17 protein-coding genes are annotated in these 16,782 nt (G+C 52.1%); 10 read left to right on the top strand and 7 right to left on the bottom strand.

Annotated elements, in window-relative coordinates; translation table 11 throughout:
* Positions 1-22 precede the first annotated feature (22 nt).
* From V7775_RS14740 to V7775_RS14730, 3 genes are all read right to left on the bottom strand, one after another.
* Positions 23-619 (bottom strand): 3'-5' exoribonuclease domain-containing protein, encoded by a 597-nt coding sequence (locus V7775_RS14740; RefSeq protein WP_335752671.1) that lies wholly within the window; start codon positions 617-619, stop codon positions 23-25.
* A gap of 3 nt (positions 620-622) precedes the next feature.
* Positions 623-1,615 carry a nucleotidyltransferase family protein gene (locus V7775_RS14735; protein ID WP_335752670.1) on the bottom strand — a complete coding sequence of 331 codons (993 nt, stop codon included), beginning with the start codon at positions 1,613-1,615 and terminating at the stop codon, positions 623-625.
* Positions 1,616-1,680: 65 nt separating this feature from the next.
* Positions 1,681-1,908, bottom strand: a complete 228-nt coding sequence (locus V7775_RS14730) for a hypothetical protein (protein WP_335752669.1) — start codon at positions 1,906-1,908, stop codon at positions 1,681-1,683.
* A gap of 201 nt (positions 1,909-2,109) precedes the next feature.
* On the opposite strand from V7775_RS14730, the gene V7775_RS14725 reads away from it, so the two are divergent.
* The 6 genes from V7775_RS14725 to V7775_RS14700 all read left to right on the top strand — a co-directional run bounded on the left by V7775_RS14725 (position 2,110) and on the right by V7775_RS14700 (position 8,664).
* Positions 2,110-3,954: a PEP-utilizing enzyme gene (locus tag V7775_RS14725; RefSeq protein WP_335752668.1), complete on the top strand. Its 1,845-nt coding sequence runs from the start codon at positions 2,110-2,112 to the stop codon at positions 3,952-3,954.
* Positions 3,926-4,723: a PEP/pyruvate-binding domain-containing protein gene (locus tag V7775_RS14720; protein WP_335752667.1), complete on the top strand. Its 798-nt coding sequence runs from the start codon at positions 3,926-3,928 to the stop codon at positions 4,721-4,723. The genes V7775_RS14725 and V7775_RS14720 overlap by 29 nt, the downstream gene beginning before the upstream one ends.
* A complete protein-coding gene (locus V7775_RS14715) occupies positions 4,723-5,532 on the top strand; it encodes a glycosyltransferase family 8 protein (protein WP_335752666.1) in 810 nt (269 codons plus the stop codon). The genes V7775_RS14720 and V7775_RS14715 overlap by 1 nt, the downstream gene beginning before the upstream one ends.
* The gene (locus tag V7775_RS14710; RefSeq protein ID WP_335752665.1) at positions 5,529-6,296 is read left to right on the top strand and encodes a class I SAM-dependent methyltransferase; all 768 of its coding nucleotides are present in this window, start codon (positions 5,529-5,531) and stop codon (positions 6,294-6,296) included. Before V7775_RS14715 ends, V7775_RS14710 begins: the two co-directional genes overlap by 4 nt.
* Positions 6,293-7,315 (top strand): hypothetical protein, encoded by a 1,023-nt coding sequence (locus V7775_RS14705; RefSeq protein ID WP_335752664.1) that lies wholly within the window; start codon positions 6,293-6,295, stop codon positions 7,313-7,315. The genes V7775_RS14710 and V7775_RS14705 overlap by 4 nt, the downstream gene beginning before the upstream one ends.
* A gap of 131 nt (positions 7,316-7,446) precedes the next feature.
* Positions 7,447-8,664 carry an FAD-dependent monooxygenase gene (locus V7775_RS14700; protein WP_335752663.1) on the top strand — a complete coding sequence of 406 codons (1,218 nt, stop codon included), beginning with the start codon at positions 7,447-7,449 and terminating at the stop codon, positions 8,662-8,664.
* Between the two features lie 97 nt (positions 8,665-8,761).
* Here the strand turns inward: V7775_RS14700 and V7775_RS14695 are convergent, their stop codons facing one another.
* From V7775_RS14695 to V7775_RS24805, 3 genes are all read right to left on the bottom strand, one after another.
* Positions 8,762-10,588: a BCCT family transporter gene (locus V7775_RS14695; protein ID WP_335752662.1), complete on the bottom strand. Its 1,827-nt coding sequence runs from the start codon at positions 10,586-10,588 to the stop codon at positions 8,762-8,764.
* Positions 10,551-10,922: a glycine cleavage T C-terminal barrel domain-containing protein gene (locus V7775_RS14690; RefSeq protein ID WP_335752661.1), complete on the bottom strand. Its 372-nt coding sequence runs from the start codon at positions 10,920-10,922 to the stop codon at positions 10,551-10,553. Before V7775_RS14690 ends, V7775_RS14695 begins: the two co-directional genes overlap by 38 nt.
* Before the next feature lie 256 nt (positions 10,923-11,178).
* On the bottom strand, positions 11,179-11,493 hold the full coding sequence (locus tag V7775_RS24805; protein ID WP_443070129.1) for a hypothetical protein: 315 nt from the start codon (positions 11,491-11,493) through the stop codon (positions 11,179-11,181).
* A 472-nt stretch (positions 11,494-11,965) separates the two neighbouring features.
* Between V7775_RS24805 and V7775_RS14685 the strand changes: the two genes are divergently transcribed.
* Both V7775_RS14685 and V7775_RS14680 read left to right on the top strand, forming a co-directional pair.
* Positions 11,966-12,607, top strand: a complete 642-nt coding sequence (locus tag V7775_RS14685) for a PEBP family protein (RefSeq protein ID WP_335752660.1) — start codon at positions 11,966-11,968, stop codon at positions 12,605-12,607.
* Positions 12,608-12,630: 23 nt separating this feature from the next.
* A complete protein-coding gene (locus tag V7775_RS14680; protein WP_335752659.1) occupies positions 12,631-13,590 on the top strand; it encodes a YHYH protein in 960 nt (319 codons plus the stop codon).
* Positions 13,591-13,691: 101 nt separating this feature from the next.
* Here the strand turns inward: V7775_RS14680 and rlmF are convergent, their stop codons facing one another.
* Positions 13,692-14,618, bottom strand: coding sequence for a 23S rRNA (adenine(1618)-N(6))-methyltransferase RlmF (gene rlmF / locus V7775_RS14675; RefSeq protein ID WP_335752658.1), 927 nt, complete (start codon positions 14,616-14,618; stop codon positions 13,692-13,694).
* Between the two features lie 460 nt (positions 14,619-15,078).
* On the opposite strand from rlmF, the gene speD reads away from it, so the two are divergent.
* Both speD and V7775_RS14665 read left to right on the top strand, forming a co-directional pair.
* Positions 15,079-15,474 carry an adenosylmethionine decarboxylase gene (gene speD / locus V7775_RS14670; protein WP_335752657.1) on the top strand — a complete coding sequence of 132 codons (396 nt, stop codon included), beginning with the start codon at positions 15,079-15,081 and terminating at the stop codon, positions 15,472-15,474.
* Between the two features lie 6 nt (positions 15,475-15,480).
* Positions 15,481-16,764 (top strand): rhomboid family intramembrane serine protease, encoded by a 1,284-nt coding sequence (locus V7775_RS14665; protein WP_335752656.1) that lies wholly within the window; start codon positions 15,481-15,483, stop codon positions 16,762-16,764.
* Positions 16,765-16,782: the final 18 nt, after the last annotated feature.

The following is a 16,782-nucleotide window of genomic DNA, read 5'->3' as shown; positions in this document are numbered from 1 at the left end:
GATCGACGACTAGGCGCCCTTGTCATTGGCGCTGCCGCAAAATCTTCAGGGTCTTACGTAGAACGTCGGCATGGCCCCTCGCATCGTCGAGACCGTGATGCGTGTGTGCCAGATCAGTTGCAACTTCGGGGGGGTAGCGGCCATGGCGGCAAAGACCGTAATCAATCCCAAGCGCGCCTGAGACAAAGGAAGGCAAGTCGATCCCTGCTCCGAAAAAGAGCGGGTCGGTTGTGCCGTGGAAGGCCATCAATTCCTGCCCAAGGACATTTTGCATATAGTGACTGATCCACAAACCGTCGAAGGCCAGAGGATGTGCCAAGAAAATGCGTCTTCCGTCATAGTTTCGCACGAAAGCCTCAAACTGCTTGATTGCGGTCTCTGCAGGTAAAGGATCAGTGGTAATTGCAGCCCAGATATCGGGTTGCTCGTCCTGCCACCAAGCAAGTGTATCGGGATCAGGCGCGGTGCCTTTTGGCGGCAAAAGGTTTACGGTGAAAGTATCAAGTTCCTGACCTTGGCTATCCGTCGCAACGGCAGAGAGATTGCGCATCGCGTGATGATTTGGCGAAGGTCCGTCAGTTTCGATATCAACGACAATATATAAGCTTTTATCTGTCATAAACTAAGCTGCCAAGGACGGAGAAGCATCAAGCGTCCCGGTGAGTTTGCCATATTGCCACCCAAAATCATTTTTTCTATTTCCTTTTAACAAGATGTCAGGTGGTAGCGGATCGACGGGCATCCCCGCTGCTTGAAGAAAATTGTATGTGTAATAAAACGCAGGGAGGGTGTCGTGGCGATCGGCGAGCTCAAGACACTGACCGATATCGACCTGCGGCAACAATCGGGTGAGATAAAAAAGATCCCGCAGAATTGGGCGCTTTTTTTGGCGGACCAAATCAAGGTAATAGCGCGTCGCAAGAAGCCATGCCTCAACTGAACGATCTATGAAGGAATGCTCTTTGGTACCTCTCCACAGATATTCGGCCAGTATATCTTCAGCGGCGCGGACATGGACATCAACAGTGACGAGCACCAACACACTATCCCCGTCATGCCAAATCGGGGCGCGTTGCCATAACTGCGGGCAGTCGGCCAAGGCGCTGGGGAGAGCCACACGTTCGATACGCGAAAACGCATAAAGTTCATAACTTGCTGCCTCATAGGCAGCTACGCGACGGGCATCCGTATCCCTTAGGGACCGCGTTTCGAGGTCGAAGTCAGATTGGTGAAACCCATGATGGCGCAGGACGGCACGCGCTTTTGCAGCGCAATCAGGCGGGACCACAAGATCTACGTCGCGCATCACACTAAATGGTTCACCGCCAAGCATCTGCTCCACAACAGCGGCGCCCTTGTAGAGACGGCTTGGCACACCAATTGCCTTTAGATCTTTACGCAGAGCCGTTGCTGCCGCCATTTGACATGCAAAGACATCGCGGTAGAGACGTTGAAAGGGGCTGGGTGCATTGAAATCCTCGAACGCGGTTTCAATGCGGCGCCGCGCCATGAACTCCCTTTCTGCAGGGGTTAAAGAGTGGTGAAGCGGTTGCTCGGTTGCCCACATGCGCAAGGCTTTGAAGGCCAGTTTCAGATGTGTCGGGTCAGATAACACGAAGAACAAACTCCTCAGTCAAAAACGGAAAGTGCCAAGCCCGCTAAGGCTTGGCACAGCATTAATTAGGCAGCAAAGCCGCCACCACCACCTACGCTACCGCTCACACCCGAAGCTGTGATGTAGACCTCACCCTCCGTTTGATCTGTGAAAAGCGGCGTGGGCGCGGAGATTTCTTCCGCTTCCAGGACTGGTACCGACAAGGTATTTAGCGGTGCCTCGAAGGTCCCCGCAGCTGTTGTACCAGCAATACCCATGCCAATGCCTGTAAGTGCGATTCCGAATTTGTTCATGTGGATAAATCCTTCTTTTGTTTCAGTTTCGGATCGAGAATTGTGCGGCGATTAGGTTTTGTCATTAGGTTTTCGCGTTTCAGTGGAAGATGGCAAAAACACGCCGTAAACCAACCTGTAGTTGAGCATTAACCCGCTTCTGACCACCCCTGAGGGAAAATCTCCTAGATTTCGGTGTTTGGATGTTGATCTAGTTAACGAATGGTTAATTTTGTAAAACAGACATCTCAAGACGTGGGCGATCAGTTTCGCCTCTCAATGGTCACCCCAGGGGACATCATATACCCCGAACATTTACGCCTTAATCTAGACGGTCATGATGCCGATGAATTTTGGTTTCGCGAAGATGTTCATCACCCTGAGCCAATTTTCCCATTCGAGACTATAATCCCAGAAGCGATCAAGCTCGCTATGGGGCAGATAAACACTCGGATGCTCGCATTTCCGATGTCGAACGGCATCGATGTGCGGGTTCATCAGGGACGTGTCTACTTCTCTCCCGTGGCGCCGCCGACAGCACAGGAAAGCGAACGGCGCATCCCGATCTTTGAGCATCGCACAGCTCACATTTTCGAACGCTTTGAGGATTACGAACAAAACTGGCGCGAAAAGATGGTCTCGCTCACCTCTCAGTTACGTGCGCTTCCTTTGCCCGACTTACCGGAATTCGAAAGCGATGCGCGCAGCCTTGGTGGAGGCGCGTTGTCATCTGGGCATGATTTGTGTCAGTTCTACCGCCGATTGGTCGATGCGCTCTTTGAGGCATATCAGTACCATTTCGAGCTTTTGAACATCGGGTATCTGGGCCTGCTTCAATTCTCTGAAATTTTCACAGAGTTGTTCCCGTCCGCCAATCCAGCAACTGTCAACAGCATGCTTAGGGATGGCACGCTCGAAATATATGAACCGCAGCGTCAGATATTTGAGCTTGCGCGGCTGGCCCAACGCCTTGGGGTTGAACATGACATTAAGGCTGCAGGCACTGTTAATGAGATCTCCGAGCGGTGTGCGGGCAATTCCCAATTGGGTTTATGGTTTGCCGCGCTTGAGGCTGCACGGGAGGACTGGTTTGAGTATTCCGATGGTATCGGGTTTTCCTATTTCGACCGCGTGTGGAACGATCATCCGTCTATCATTCTAAACCGCGTTAAAACGGCGCTGGAACAGACCGACAGTGGAAATAATCCGCAGACGCAATCTGGCGAAGATGTGTTTGCGCGTTGCATGGCACTGATCGACGATCCCAAAGATGCAGAAAAATTCGAACAGGCCTTTCGTCGCGCACAACGGGTCACCCCGTATTTGGAAAACCATAACCTCTATGTTGAACATCGGTTTCAGGCTGTGTTTTGGCGCCGACTGCGTGAGCTTGGCGGCCTTTTGGCCGACATCGGATGGCTGGAGGATGCCGACGATATTGTGTTGCTGGACCGGTGGGCGCTTGATCAAATGATCTTTGAGGCTGCCGCAGACTGGGCCGCGGGAACTTGCCAAGGGCGCAGTGCACGTTGGACGGAACACCTTGCTTGGGCCCGCGCAACCATGACGGAGTTCCAAACCGCTTCAGCGCCCGTTCAGTTTTTAGGTGTAATACCGGAACGCGTCATCGACCCGATCATGATCTGCCTCTTCGGCATCACGGATGACACCATCGCGTCGGGGCAGATCAACGACGGACAGACCCAAGAGCTGTGCGGGCAGGGTGCATCTGCAGGGTGCGCACGCGGCCCTGTCTGGATCGTGAAAACGGCTGACGACATTGCCCAAACACCAAAAGGGGCAATCGTTGTTTGCCGCATATTGCCGCCATCATGGAGTGTTGGCTTGGGGCAAGTCGGCGGCATCATTTGTGAATATGGCGGCGTGTTATCCCATGCCGCGATTTTATGCCGCGAATTCGGCAAACCAGCGGTGGTTTCCGTACCCAACGCCACAACTCTTTTTCAGCCAGGTGAGCTGGTCGAAATGGACGGCATCTCGGGGCGCATCACACGTGTAAATAGTTTGGAGAAAAAAAATGCAGAATCTAAGCAATGTGGCGTCTGAGCAGCGTCAACGAATTTGGCATGAATCTGATCGAGGCAGAACGCTCGGTGGGAAGGCCTCTGGGCTTGTTCGTGCGTGTTTGGCAGGGTTCGACGTACCGGATTTCGTGGCTATTCCAGTAGGGGAGATTGCCCTTATGTCCCCTGATAATCTGGGACCACAGGTGGAGCATTTTTTGACTGCGCGCCGACATAGGTCAGCTGGTGAAAGTTTTGCTGTGCGCTCAAGCATGGCAATCGAAGATCAACCTGGCGAGTCCGCAGCAGGTCTGGGCCATACTGAACTGAATGTTATCGGGCGCTGGAATCTCTTTGTAGCCTTTCAACGGGTTGCGGCTAGCTTTCATGCTGACACGGTTCAAAACTATGTCTGCCAGATGGGGGGGGCGGCATGCCGGATGGAGGGTACGGTTGTATTGCAGGACATGGTGACGCCCACGCTGTCAGGTGTCTTATTCACATGTGACCCGTTTACGGGTGATCCATCGCGTATACATATCGACGCGGTTTGTGGGCCGTGTAAACGCGTCGTTGACGGCTTTGCCACGATCCAAGCGGTTGTTGATCGTCTTACCAATGTAACAACTGCCGAAGGTCCTTCAGCCAAAGCACTGACACCTGAACACGTAATGAAACTCACTGATCTGATTGATCGTCACGACGCACGGATCGGGCTTAGGTATGATATCGAATTTGCATTTTTGGACGGTTTAACCCCGATTGTTTTGCAATCACGCCCTGTCACAACCCCCTCGCGGCAGCACAGCTGATGGATGGTGCTCTTTCAAGGCCACTGAACCTGAACCTTCCGAAGGCGGCGATCTGTACTGTTTGCAGTGATCGTTTTGTGCCGGGGTTGACCGTCATGCTTCAATCACTGAACGATAACATGCGGGCTTTCGCAGATTTGCCAGTGCGCGTGTTCTACAATGCCCAAAAGGCCCCTCTTGGGGCGGACAACCAAGCCCGCATTTCAAGGCGTTTTGCAAATGTTACGTTTCATGATTGTAGCTGGCACGAAGGCTTTAACGGGGAGCTAGAGGCGGATGCGCATCGGCCTGCGTTTCTGGCGCTTGAGGCGTTTCGTCAGGACGACGTAGAGCGGGTCATCTATCTTGACAGCGACACGCTTTGTACAGGCGAATTGGGAGAACTTTTGTTCTTAGACTGCGATTTTGCGGCCGTGCCATGCCGCAAGCCAATGGCGGGGCGGTTCAATTCGGGGCTCATGGTCATTGGGAAAAGACTTTTGTCTAACTCAGTGGCTGACGCCATGATCACGCTAGATCGGGGCTTGGGCGAGTACTGGGCTGATCAACCGCGCATCAATGCTTATCTCCGAGCTCATGGCGATCTGCGGGTGATGGAACTGCCAGAAATTTATAACTTCATGTACATCGCGGGGCATCCTGAAACGGGAGACGACACGCAATTTCAACGGCTTGAGCGTCATATCAAAATTGTTCACTGGGCGGGGCGCGAAACGAAACGCCCCAAACCATGGAATATTGATGTGCCTTTGTCAAAAGCCGACACCCTTTGGCAGAAGGTCTACGACAGTACAGGGGCAGAAACGTGACTGGTCGTTCTATGAAAGACTGGGACGCTGCGGCCATGGACTGGAGCAGCCAACTAACCGCGGGGTATGATCGCGTGCGCGAGGAGTACAATTGGCCCGCATTTGAGGCGATGATTGGGTTGGTTACTGGGTTGGAAGTTGTCGATCTGGGCTGCGGCGACGGCGATGTGACCCGAAGGCTTGCACGCAGTGGCGCAACAGTCACTGGCATCGATCCGTCCGAACAAATGATCGCCGTAGCAAGAGCGCTTACCCAAAGCGGCGACATTCATTACGAGGTCGTTCCACAAGAAGCGCCGTTTGCGGGGCTGCCCAATTCTAGCACTGATCTTGTGGTGAGTTTTATGGGCGTCATGAGCATGCGCGACCTAACCCCCATTGCCGTTGGTGCGGCACGTGTTTTGCGCCCCGGTGGGCGTTTGGCACTGGCGCTTTTGCATCCGTGTTTCAGCCATAGCGGCATGGCGTGGCGTAAAAACAACGACGGTAGTATCCTGCTTGAGCTTTCACGTTACGCAACCGTATCAGACGTGCCAGGATCTATCACCTTTCAGACTACGCGAGAAAACGACGGTAGCAGTTTTGCAGTGAGCCGGCAGGAGCGGACCTTGTCGAGTGTTCTGACACCGTTTCTGTCTGAGAACTTGCACCTCACCAGCTTTGAAGAACCCCAACCCAGCGCAGAGGCGGTGGAGACAAACCGTCATCTGCGGCGTTGGCGGGATGTGGCGCCCGCATTTTTGCATTTGGAATTCAAACGGTGAGCGGTGTGCACTGGTTTGACCTACAGGTTGGTGGTCTTGCGTTTGAGGTTGGCAGCGACGATGCGGGGTTGGCAGCTTTTGTGGAAGAGCAGACGCTTGGGTCCTGGGCTGCTGTTGGGCATCGGTCTGAGGAAGCCGTCCAAATTCGGTTGCTTACGGGTTCTGTGACTGACGACACGGCTAGACGTGACACTTTGATGTTTGGCTTTGGTGACAACGCTATACTTGGTAGTGTCGAACTCGGTGATCCGTCTGTGATGGTGTGCCCAGGGATGCGTCTGTTCTGTCCCGTCAAGCGCGAGATTGAATTGACTATTGCGCCTGGTCGATTGACCGCTTTTGTCGCGCTGTACCGCGTTATTTCAACCCTATTGCGGGACTGGGCGCTGCGTTTAGGCGGTGCTGAGCTGCACGCTTCGGCGGTAAGTGACGGCGATCAGATTGTTGTGTTTGTAGGGGATAAAGGCGCTGGAAAGACCAGTCTTTGTATTGATTTTGTTTTGTCCCAAAAATGGAGCTTTGTAGCGAACGATCATGTTTTTCTAGTACCGGGGCAGGGGGCTGGGGTGATTGCGTTGCCAGAGACGTTGCGGATTGGGCAGGGTACTTTGCGCCAGCATCCTGCCTTGCTCCATCTGGCACAGCGGCTTGGGAGTATGGCGGGAGAGGATGACAAGACGCGGCTTCATGTCTGCGATGTCGCCCCACATCTGGATGCGCCAGTGGTATTCAGTGGCAAGCTTGCTGCTGTAGTCACATGTGGCTTTCGGTCGGGCATGCCGCAGGGAGGTGTTCTTACCGAAGGTTACCTCAATGCCGTCGAGCTTGCGGACTGCCTGACGTTAGCGGCCAACTATAAACAGCCTCAATGGCTCAGGTCGCTTGACCCTCCGGCCCCCGTAGCCCGTTCAAGTGCATTGGATATTGAGCATGTCCCTGCTTTTGATTTGCGCCGCGCTAAAGGGGACACCTATGCGCCGTTGCTGTTGGCGAGATCCTTAAAAGCTAGCTTACATTAGATATTGGGATGACGAGCCAGTGTGCGAATTAATGGAGCGAATTTGATGCGTCCTAGCGTTGATGAGCATGATCTCAGGTGGCCATTCAATCTGTTTGGAGGGGCGTCAAATTCTCCACGTTTTCAATTCGCATGAGTGTTTCCATAGCAGTCATCGGTGGAGGGATTGGCGGAGCGGCTGCGACGCTTTCGTTATTGTCCCATGGAATTGATGCTCATCTCTTTGAGCGAGGGGACCATTTCAGCGAGTTGGGGGCAGGTCTGCAACTCAGCCCCAATGCGACCCGTATTTTGCACAGCTTTGGTCTTGAGGAGGAATTAAGGACGTGTGCCGTTGAACCCACTGCATGGCATCAGCGCCGGTGGCGTACTGGTGAAACTCTTTCAAGCGTCCCGTTATCGACACACATGAAGATGCGCTACGGGTATCCCTATTATCATATTCTGCGCACTGATTTGCTAGATGCTTTGACAAAAGCCATACCGCAAGATCGGGTTCATCTGGGGTATGAGATGACGGATATGCATCAAGAGCGCGAAAACGTAGAGGTAACTTTTTCAAATGGCCAGACGTTTGAATTTGATGGAATGATTGGTGCTGATGGCATCAGATCAAGAGTGCGCAGCTTTCTTTTTGGCGATGTAACACCGTGCTATTCTGGCTGTATCGCCTATCGAGGCCTTATTGATGCCGATAGAATTGCCAAGTTGAAGCTGCCAACGGAAACACAGGTTTGGCTTGGGCCAGGTAAGCACCTCGTAACCTATTACGTTCAGCGTCACAAGCTGTTGAACTTTGTCGCCGTGATCGACCGACCTGAAGCCAATGATGAGAGTTGGGTCATGCGGGGTGAAGTCGACAGTTTGCGCGCGGAATTTTCTGGCTGGCATCCCATGGTCGTGGACCTTGTCCATGCCGCGCAGGAAACTTTTTGTGGCGGTATTTTTGATCACCAGCCGATGCCTTGTTGGACAAGGGGTACGGTAACTCTTTTGGGGGATGCTTGCCATTCAATGGTGCCGTTTATGGCGCAAGGTGCGGGGCAAGCAATTGAAGACGCTGCGGTACTGGGACGGTGTGTGCAAGCGGCGACGCGCGGTACATTGGCGGACTGCCTCAAAAGTTACGAAACGATAAGACGACCGAGAACACAAAAAATCTGTAACATCGCAGCGGGTCTTAAGGACAACCTGCATTTTGCCGATGGACCAGATCAGATGTCTCGCGATCAAAACCTTGGCTCTGATACAACAAGCTGGGGTGTGGGTGATCTTGATTGGCTTTACGGATACAACGCCTTCTCCGCAGGCCCCCCGAGTGCGTTAGTAACATCAAAATTGACAGGGTAAGTGGTAACACAAAGTGGTTCACACGCCGTTCAAATGGTCTTCAGACATAAAAAAGAGAGCAACCGAGGTTGCTCTCTTTACTCAGAGTGAGCGACAGTTATTCCGCTGGTTGGGCGGTTGCTGAACTATCTTTGTCTCGCAGGCCATCGCGATAAAGCGCTTTTGCTAGCGCGACACACATCAAACCCATTACAACAGTGAATGGCAATGCGCCGATGATCATGGCATTTCTCAAAGCATCCAATGGGTTGTTTTCCCCGGCCGCAGCAATCAGCGTGCCGATCACAGCGGTCAGAATTAATCCCCAAACAATCCGGTGCTTAATCCCCGTTTCCTCAGCGCCGCCAGACATAATAGTGTTCATCACCAAAATCCCTGAGTCTGCAGAGGTTACGAGGAAGGTCATAATCAAGACCACACACATCACTGTCAGACCCGTCAACAAACTACCGTCAATCATTTGGCCAAGTGTAGCGAACAGTTGATTGGTTTGTGACGCTCCTGAGATGGCACCTTGTGCAGCGCCACTAAGTTCAAGATCGATTGCTGTGCCACCAAGAATGGTCATCCATGCAAAGCAAACTAATGTTGGTGCAATGACACACCCTACAATGAACTCACGTACAGTCCGTCCTTTTGAAATACGCGCCAAGAAAAGACCAACAAAAGGAGAGAATGCAATCCACCAAGCCCAGTAGAATGTGGTCCATCCGGACTGCCAAGCGAATTGGCGACCATCGTTACCAGCGGCATAAACGGCTGCAAGTGTTTCACTATCAAGTTCTGCTGCCGCACCTTCAAGACCACTTGTGAAGCCATTAAGATCGCCCCAAGGGTTAGTCGCACCAGCCATAAGATCCGCAGCCAAAGGCTTTGCAGCTTCTGGCAAAGCTGCTGCAAAAGCATCAGCTGATTGAGGGCCGTATGATCCAAAGCTCAGTGATAGAAAGTTCAGGATGTAATCAACAAACGCCGTTGCATAGGTGGTCATTGCGAACATGAACGACCCAAAGATGATAAAGGTCAACAAAAGGATAAACGACAATACCAGATTGAGGTTCGACAGGTATTTAACCCCTTTGCCAACACCAGACACCGCCGACAGGATCGACATTGCCATAATGATAATAAGCCCCGCGATGAGGCCAACTTTGCTTGGTGTCGGAACATCTCCTGTCAGGTTCATGATCCACTCCATGCCGGTGATCGCGTACACACCGTCAATGAATTGGCTCACACCGAAGCCGATGGTCACTGAAACGCCAAGGATGGTTGCAACAACGCCAAGCACATCAACGATATGCCCCAAAATGCCGTTCATCAAAGACCCAAAAAGTGGAGTCAAAGCTGAGCGGATGGTGAGCGGCATGTCACGTGTGTAAGCATAGTAAGCGAGACTAAGACCTGTAACGACGTAGATCGCCCAAGCATGAAAACCGTAGTGAGTGAACGTGTAACGATATGCAGATTGTACGGCCTCAGGTGTGCCTCCAGCGACGTCGCCAGCGACGACCACAGGGTTTGAACCCCAAAGGCTAAGAGGTTCAGCAGTAGCAAAAACCATCAGTCCGACGCCTAGACCAGCACCAAACATCATCGAAAACCACGAGAAGTTTGAAAACTCAGGTTGTTGGCCAGGTTTCCCCATCAAGCGTTTACCTGTCGATGGAATGATTGCGATAACCAACAAGAAAAAGACGAAAAAGCCTACGATGACGATATAGAACTGATTAAATAGTCCAAGTATTTGACCATTGAGGCTGCCCAACATGCCATTGGCACCAGCTGGAAAAATCAATGCCCAAAGAACAAGCGCAACCATGATGCCCTTGCTGATAAGAGCAATTGGTAGGCTGTTACCTTCGTAAAAGCCCTCTTCCTGTGTTCTAATTTCTAAGTCTGTAAATGGATCCGTTAGTGACATGATTTCCCCCCTTTTTGTTTTTTAGTAGTGCTTGTCGTTCGTTACGTAGGCAATTGTTCACCCTTCGGATAAACAGGTGGCTCGAAAAAGATCGTGGTTTTTGTGCCTGACCTAAAATCATCATTTCAGCCGTCTCCCCCGGCTGAGCGTATTTCACGAAACCAAAGGCAAGGCATTTGCCGAAGGTGTAACCGTAGGCTCCGGACGTGACACGCCCGATGCCGTCCCCATTTTTAGAGATGGGTTCACCGCCCGTCGCTTGCGCGCCTGATTTACCCACATCGGCTTTGTCCAAATGCAGCAAGACAGGTTGTTCGCGCGGATCGCGTGCCATCACTTCGGCTGCGGCATCCTTGTTTGATTAGGATTTGTCGATTTTGCATAACCTGTCAAGGCTGACGTCCTGAGGCGAGTACTCGCGCGACCAACTACCATAGACTTTTTCGATCGGTAGAGACATCAAAGCGGGGCTTGCATCAAACGCTTTTCCCGCATCAAACAAGGCCGTGTTAGGTTGCGCTTGGCCTTCGTTTTGACAGTGCCGTTCCCAGCCGAGGTCGCCTGTGAATCACACGCGAAGTGGGGGTAATTCAACACCTGCAAGTGGAGCGCATGAAAGGAAAATCGGCAGTCGCGAGTGACGTGTTTATCAAGGTTTGCAGCAGCTCAGGCGACTGCGGCCCAGCGACATTGAAATCGTACATTGCGTCGGTATGGCATTTCAAATGTGGTGCCTGCGGACAGGTCAACGCACTTGAAGAACTGTTTAGGATAGCGCTCAGCATACCGGATCCAACGATCCAGAATTCTTCTACGCCAACACGGGTAACCGTGAACTCACCCGCAATCCCGCCACGTTTACTGATCTGCGGGGGCAAGTATGACCGCCCCAAGGCTTTAGGCATGTTGCTTGCAAAAACCTCGTTCAGCCATGTCTCGGCACCCGCGCTTTTGTAAATTCATTTGGGGTCCAGCTATCATATCGCGGCATGTCCCGCACAAACATATCATATTGGGTTTTGCCTTCGATGATCCAGTGCGCGGCGATCAAGCCCATGCCGCCAGATTTGTAAAAGCCCTGAATGATGCCGTTTTGTAAAAGCTCATGCCGTATAATTTAGCCTTGGCTACGTGTAGGCGCAGCTGATGTTCACGCTCTTTAGTTTGAGCCAGATAAAGTGAGACGGGTGAACAAGGGCCGCAGCTTTGACCGCTTTCCTGTTCCAACAACTTATACAGGTTCATCAAGTCATGCTGAATACGGTTGTCGGCGCCGACAGGCTCAATCTGTGGCAGGACCGAATGATTGTTAACGAAGCCCGACGGAATTGCATATGATGCGCGTATTACGGTTGTAACAATCGCATTGGATTCATCATGAAACCTACCTTCGCCATATTCGCTCTGTGCTCAATCTGCGCAACCACCTCAGTCGCTGAGACCTTTTCATCCGACGTCTGGGCCGACAATTGGTTTGAGATGCGTATCAATGGCACGCAGGTCGCGCAGGACAGTGTAGCGATCACGACGGAGCGGTCTTTTAATGCGGAAAGTTTCACGTTCGAGGCCGAGCGCCCGTTTGTGGTGGGCGTTGTGGCCAAGGACTTCAAAGAAAACGATACTGGTCTGGAATATATCGGTACAGGTCGTCAACAGATGGGCGATGGCGGGCTGATCCTTCAAATCCGCGATGCAGCGGGACAGACCGTGGCGGTTAGCTCTGCAGATTGGGTATGTGAGGTGATTCACACCGCCCCCTTGGATAAATCCTGCGAGGCGTCCACAAATCCAGTTGCTGGCGAAGGTGCTTGCACATTTGACGCAATGGATGAGCCTGATGGTTGGGACACGGTGTCCTTTGATGCATCCGAGTGGCCACAGGCCGACGTGTTTACCGCCCGCGAGGTCAGCCCCAAAGACGGCTACGACGAAATCAACTGGGAACCAAAAGCCGAGCTGATCTGGGGACCCGACCTGGAACAAAGCAATACAGTCTTGTGCCGCATCACGGTCAATTGACCCATTCAATAGGAAAGCGAACCATGAACCGCACCATGAGCCTTCTGACCTGTTCGATTTTCGTTGCTGTTGCCAGTCCTGCACTGGCCCACGATGACCATTGCAATGCTGTGGCCGCCTCTGTTGCGGATGCGGGCTTTGCTGATAGCGTCACTGTGGCCTGCTCTGATACCCAAGCCATTCTGACGTCGGACACATATCCTGATCATGACATGATGACGGGCATCGTGGGCACCAACGAACAAGTACCCGTTCCCGCCGAATACCCCGCACCTGTCATCCTCAAACCCGTCTTTTCGGGCACGCCTTTGACCCGCGATGCAGCACTTGGCGTGGCAGTAAATGGCGTGCCTATTTACGACTATACTGGCGGCGGTGAAATGTCCGAGGCTGATCTGGCACACCATCAGGCACAACACGACACGCTACAAACCGACCAGCTAGATGTGTGCGGCGGGCACGCAGGCCGTGGTGACGACTATCACTATCACGTCACGCCAACCTGCATGATCGCGCAAATGTCCAATGCAGGACCAGATGCAATTATCGGCTGGGCCTTTGATGGTTTCCCGATCTACGGCGACACGAACCCCGACGGCAGCACCATTGCGGGTGGTGTGTTGGATGTTTGCAATGGGCAGACCGACGACACATTCGGCTACCGCTACCACACCTCAGAAGACGCGCCCTATATCGTGCAGTGCCTGATGGGTGAGGTGCCGAACTTCAATGATTTGCCGCGCGTTCGTCCATTGTCAGCCTCAGGTGGTGGCGGCGCACAACCAGGTCGCCCGCCTCAAGGTGGTGTTCAAAACCTCGTCTTCACACAAAGCGCGGATGGCAGTCGGAGCATGGACTACATCTATCAGGGCGAGGATTACTACATTCGCTACCGCCCCGCAGCTACGAAGAATTGTTACGACTACACGACCAAAACTGTGACCAGCGATGGGGAAGTCATGGAAGGAGAATTTTGTCGATGACCCTTGCACATCGATGGTTCACATTCGTTATGCTGCGATTGGGCGGATGCCGAAATTCCGTCCAAAACGCCGATGTGGGACACATGAGGGTGCCATGTGTTCTATCTATTAGTTCCATTCATGTACAAAGAGCGTTGGTTTTTCTTAATGTAAGTCCATGCAATAAAACGACTGGTTTTCTGCCCTTGCGCCATTTCAACTACTTTAAAATCAGCAACTTTAGCTTTGGCTAAAATTTTGTTGAGGGGGCGGAGGTTATCTTTTTTCGACACCAACGAGCTAAACCACAGGCACTGGTCGGCGAACTCCATGCTCTGTTCAACCATGCTGGCGATAAATTTTATTTCCCCGCCCGGACACCAAAGCTCGGCGTTTTGACCGCCAAAATTGAGTTTTCTTGAATCCCCTTCGCCAAGATTGCGCCACTTACGTTGGGTGCCTCTATCGGCTTGTTCCATGGAAGAATGGAAAGGCGGGTTGCACAGGGTGATGTGAAAAGCATCGTGGGGTTCGATCACGCCCCTAAAAATGTTCTCACGTTTATTTTGGTGCCTGAGGGTGATTTGCAGCTGGTTCGACTGGCAAATCTGCTGCGCCGATTTGATAGCGGCCGGGTCTATATCGACGCCGGTAAAGTCCCAACCGTACTCACTTTGGCCGATAATGGGGTACACCAAGCTGGCACCAGTCCCTATGTCTAACGCTTTGATCTTAGGGCCGCGCGGGATTTCTTGATTGTTGTTGGAGGCAAGCAAGTCCGCCAGATAGTGGATGTAATCGACGCGACCAGGAATTGGCGGGCACAGGTAATTGTCAGGAATATCCCAAAAACCAATGTTATAATGCGTCTTTAGCAACGCCCGATTAAGCATACGGACCGCCGACACGTCTTGGAAATTAATAGTCGTCTGACCGACGGGGTTAGTGATCGTAAATGCCTCAAGTTCAGGTGTATGCGCCACTAAACGTGCAAAATCGTAACCTTCTCGGTGTTGATTGCGAGGATGCAGCATAGTTTTAGTGGCCATGAGGAAGCCCTTATTGAAATTGATGGAATGTGCTAGCGAAACCGTTAGTTGGTCTTAAACCCTCATGCACAAATAGTAAAATTTGTAAGGTGTTACATGAGAATGGCTTTGTCGTACCAATGGTGTGATAAGACTTACCTCATGAATACAGTGCGGTGGCTGGAGGGAATGAGCCGCTGGATACCGATGATTTGCGCGACCACGAGTTGGTCAGACTACACCCAAGCCCTAAAACACCACAGTTCACTGTCGCTTTGGTATGATGCCAGCATGAGCTGGGTTTGCCCTTGAGGCAAGCCACGGGTTTCGTGGAAAGCCCGAGCTAAGTGGCCAAATTGAATATACTAGATCAAACCATTTTGGTGAAATGTAGAAAGCCCCACTTGGTCGAAAATCAACCTATACAGGTAGGCATCAGTCGTCTATCCAGAGTGCCAAACGTAGGACGCTGAGATCGCGCATGAAACTCCATCCCCTAGCTTTGCCTTTAGGCAAACATATTGTCGCTGATTTTCAGGGCGCCCGTGCCTTGCATGATCCAATAGCTGCGCGGGATGCGCTTGTTTTAGCGGCGCATGCAGCCGGTGCTGTTGTTTTAGATGTTAAATTACACGACTTCGGGGACCGGTCTGGCTTCACTGGCGTAGCTCTTTTGGCTGAATCTCATATTTCGATCCACACCTGGCCGGAATATGATTATGCGGCGATAGATATTTTCATGTGTGGTGACGCGGATCCCCAGCGCAGCTTGCAGGTGTTGGAGGAATATTTCGCACCAACGTCGTCAAAGGTGAACACGATAGAGCGGGGCCTTTCACGTGATATCAATGCGATGCTCGCCGAGGCTACGCTTTGAAATTGGATGAACTATTTAACACGATGCCCCTTCACGTTGTTCCTGATTTTGTTGACGCTCACCATTCATATATTGTCTGGTCCCGTAAGCGATCCACAGGCCTTTCAAACCATACCGCAACTTTTGGTTGGGGTGCTGCAACACGGAAACTGGTACCATCTGGCCGTGAATTGCGCCCTAATACTGATCGGTGGTGCGGTTACAGAACCTGCGCTGGGAACCGTTCGAATGATCGCGTTGGTCTTCGGGGCGGCCTTGGCAGGCGTGCTACTAGAATTGAGCCTAGGCGGGCCAGGGTTTGTCGGGATATCGGGTATTGCCTACGGGCTGGTAGCATACTCCGTGATAGCAACCTCGGCACCGAATTTGCGCCAACTGAACTTACTTTTAATCGTTCTCGCATTGTCCGCAGAATTTGCGTTGTTGCGCGCCGAATTGGCGGTCTTTACGCACATTGCGGGAACTACAATCGGAGGGGGCGCTGCAATGCTGTCATCACTGTTCGGTAAAAAAGGTCCACACCTAAAACCAATGGAGTGGAAACACGTTTCCAGAGCGGTCGAGATCATCGGCCAGACCGACGAAGACGATGCGGCCGAAGCCGAGCGCATTTTTCTGAACGACGGCTACACAAACATGTTTGTTTTGTTGGACCGTGGAGAGGTTCTGGGCGTCACTGGTTTTGGCATCGATGAAGACGTGCCTGACGTGGCATGGTTGAGCTGGACCTATCTGGATGAGGCGTCTTTGGGTCAAGGTTTGGGTTCACAAATGTTGAATGACCTTTTGGGGATGTTGGCTAAACATAACATCCGCAAGATATTTATCGAAACCAGCGATTACGAAGTAGACGGGCGTCGGGTTTATGCCTCTGCTCACCGTCTCTACCAAGAGTTTGGTGCAAATGTTGAGCTGACCCTTCCAGATTACCATGAAGTTGGCGAAGCAAAGATCATTTACGGTATAGATAACCCTGACGCGGGACAGACCGAAGCAGTAGAAACCGATGACACGGGCATCCGCGTGACGGGTATTGAAAAAGCACCTGAAACTGAAGACGTTGCGGGCTTCATCTGGGAAGAAATCCCTGTTGGCATCGCCGGGCTGGACTTTTATGCCAATGAACTTAGCAAAACGGGGTTTCGCATGGGGGTCCTCCCTTTGCCAAAGGATCTATCAAGATCCAACACCGCAGAATTGGAAGCGTTAGGCTTTGCCCGCGTTGGGCAATTGAAAGATTATTATAGCACAGGCCAGTCGCAAGACTGGTGGATTTATCAACCCAAATAACCACAAAAATCACAACAC

This window comes from Sulfitobacter sp., assembly GCF_036960155.1.
GTDB lineage: Bacteria > Pseudomonadota > Alphaproteobacteria > Rhodobacterales > Rhodobacteraceae > Sulfitobacter.
This window is presented reverse-complemented; position numbering and strand designations above follow the sequence as displayed.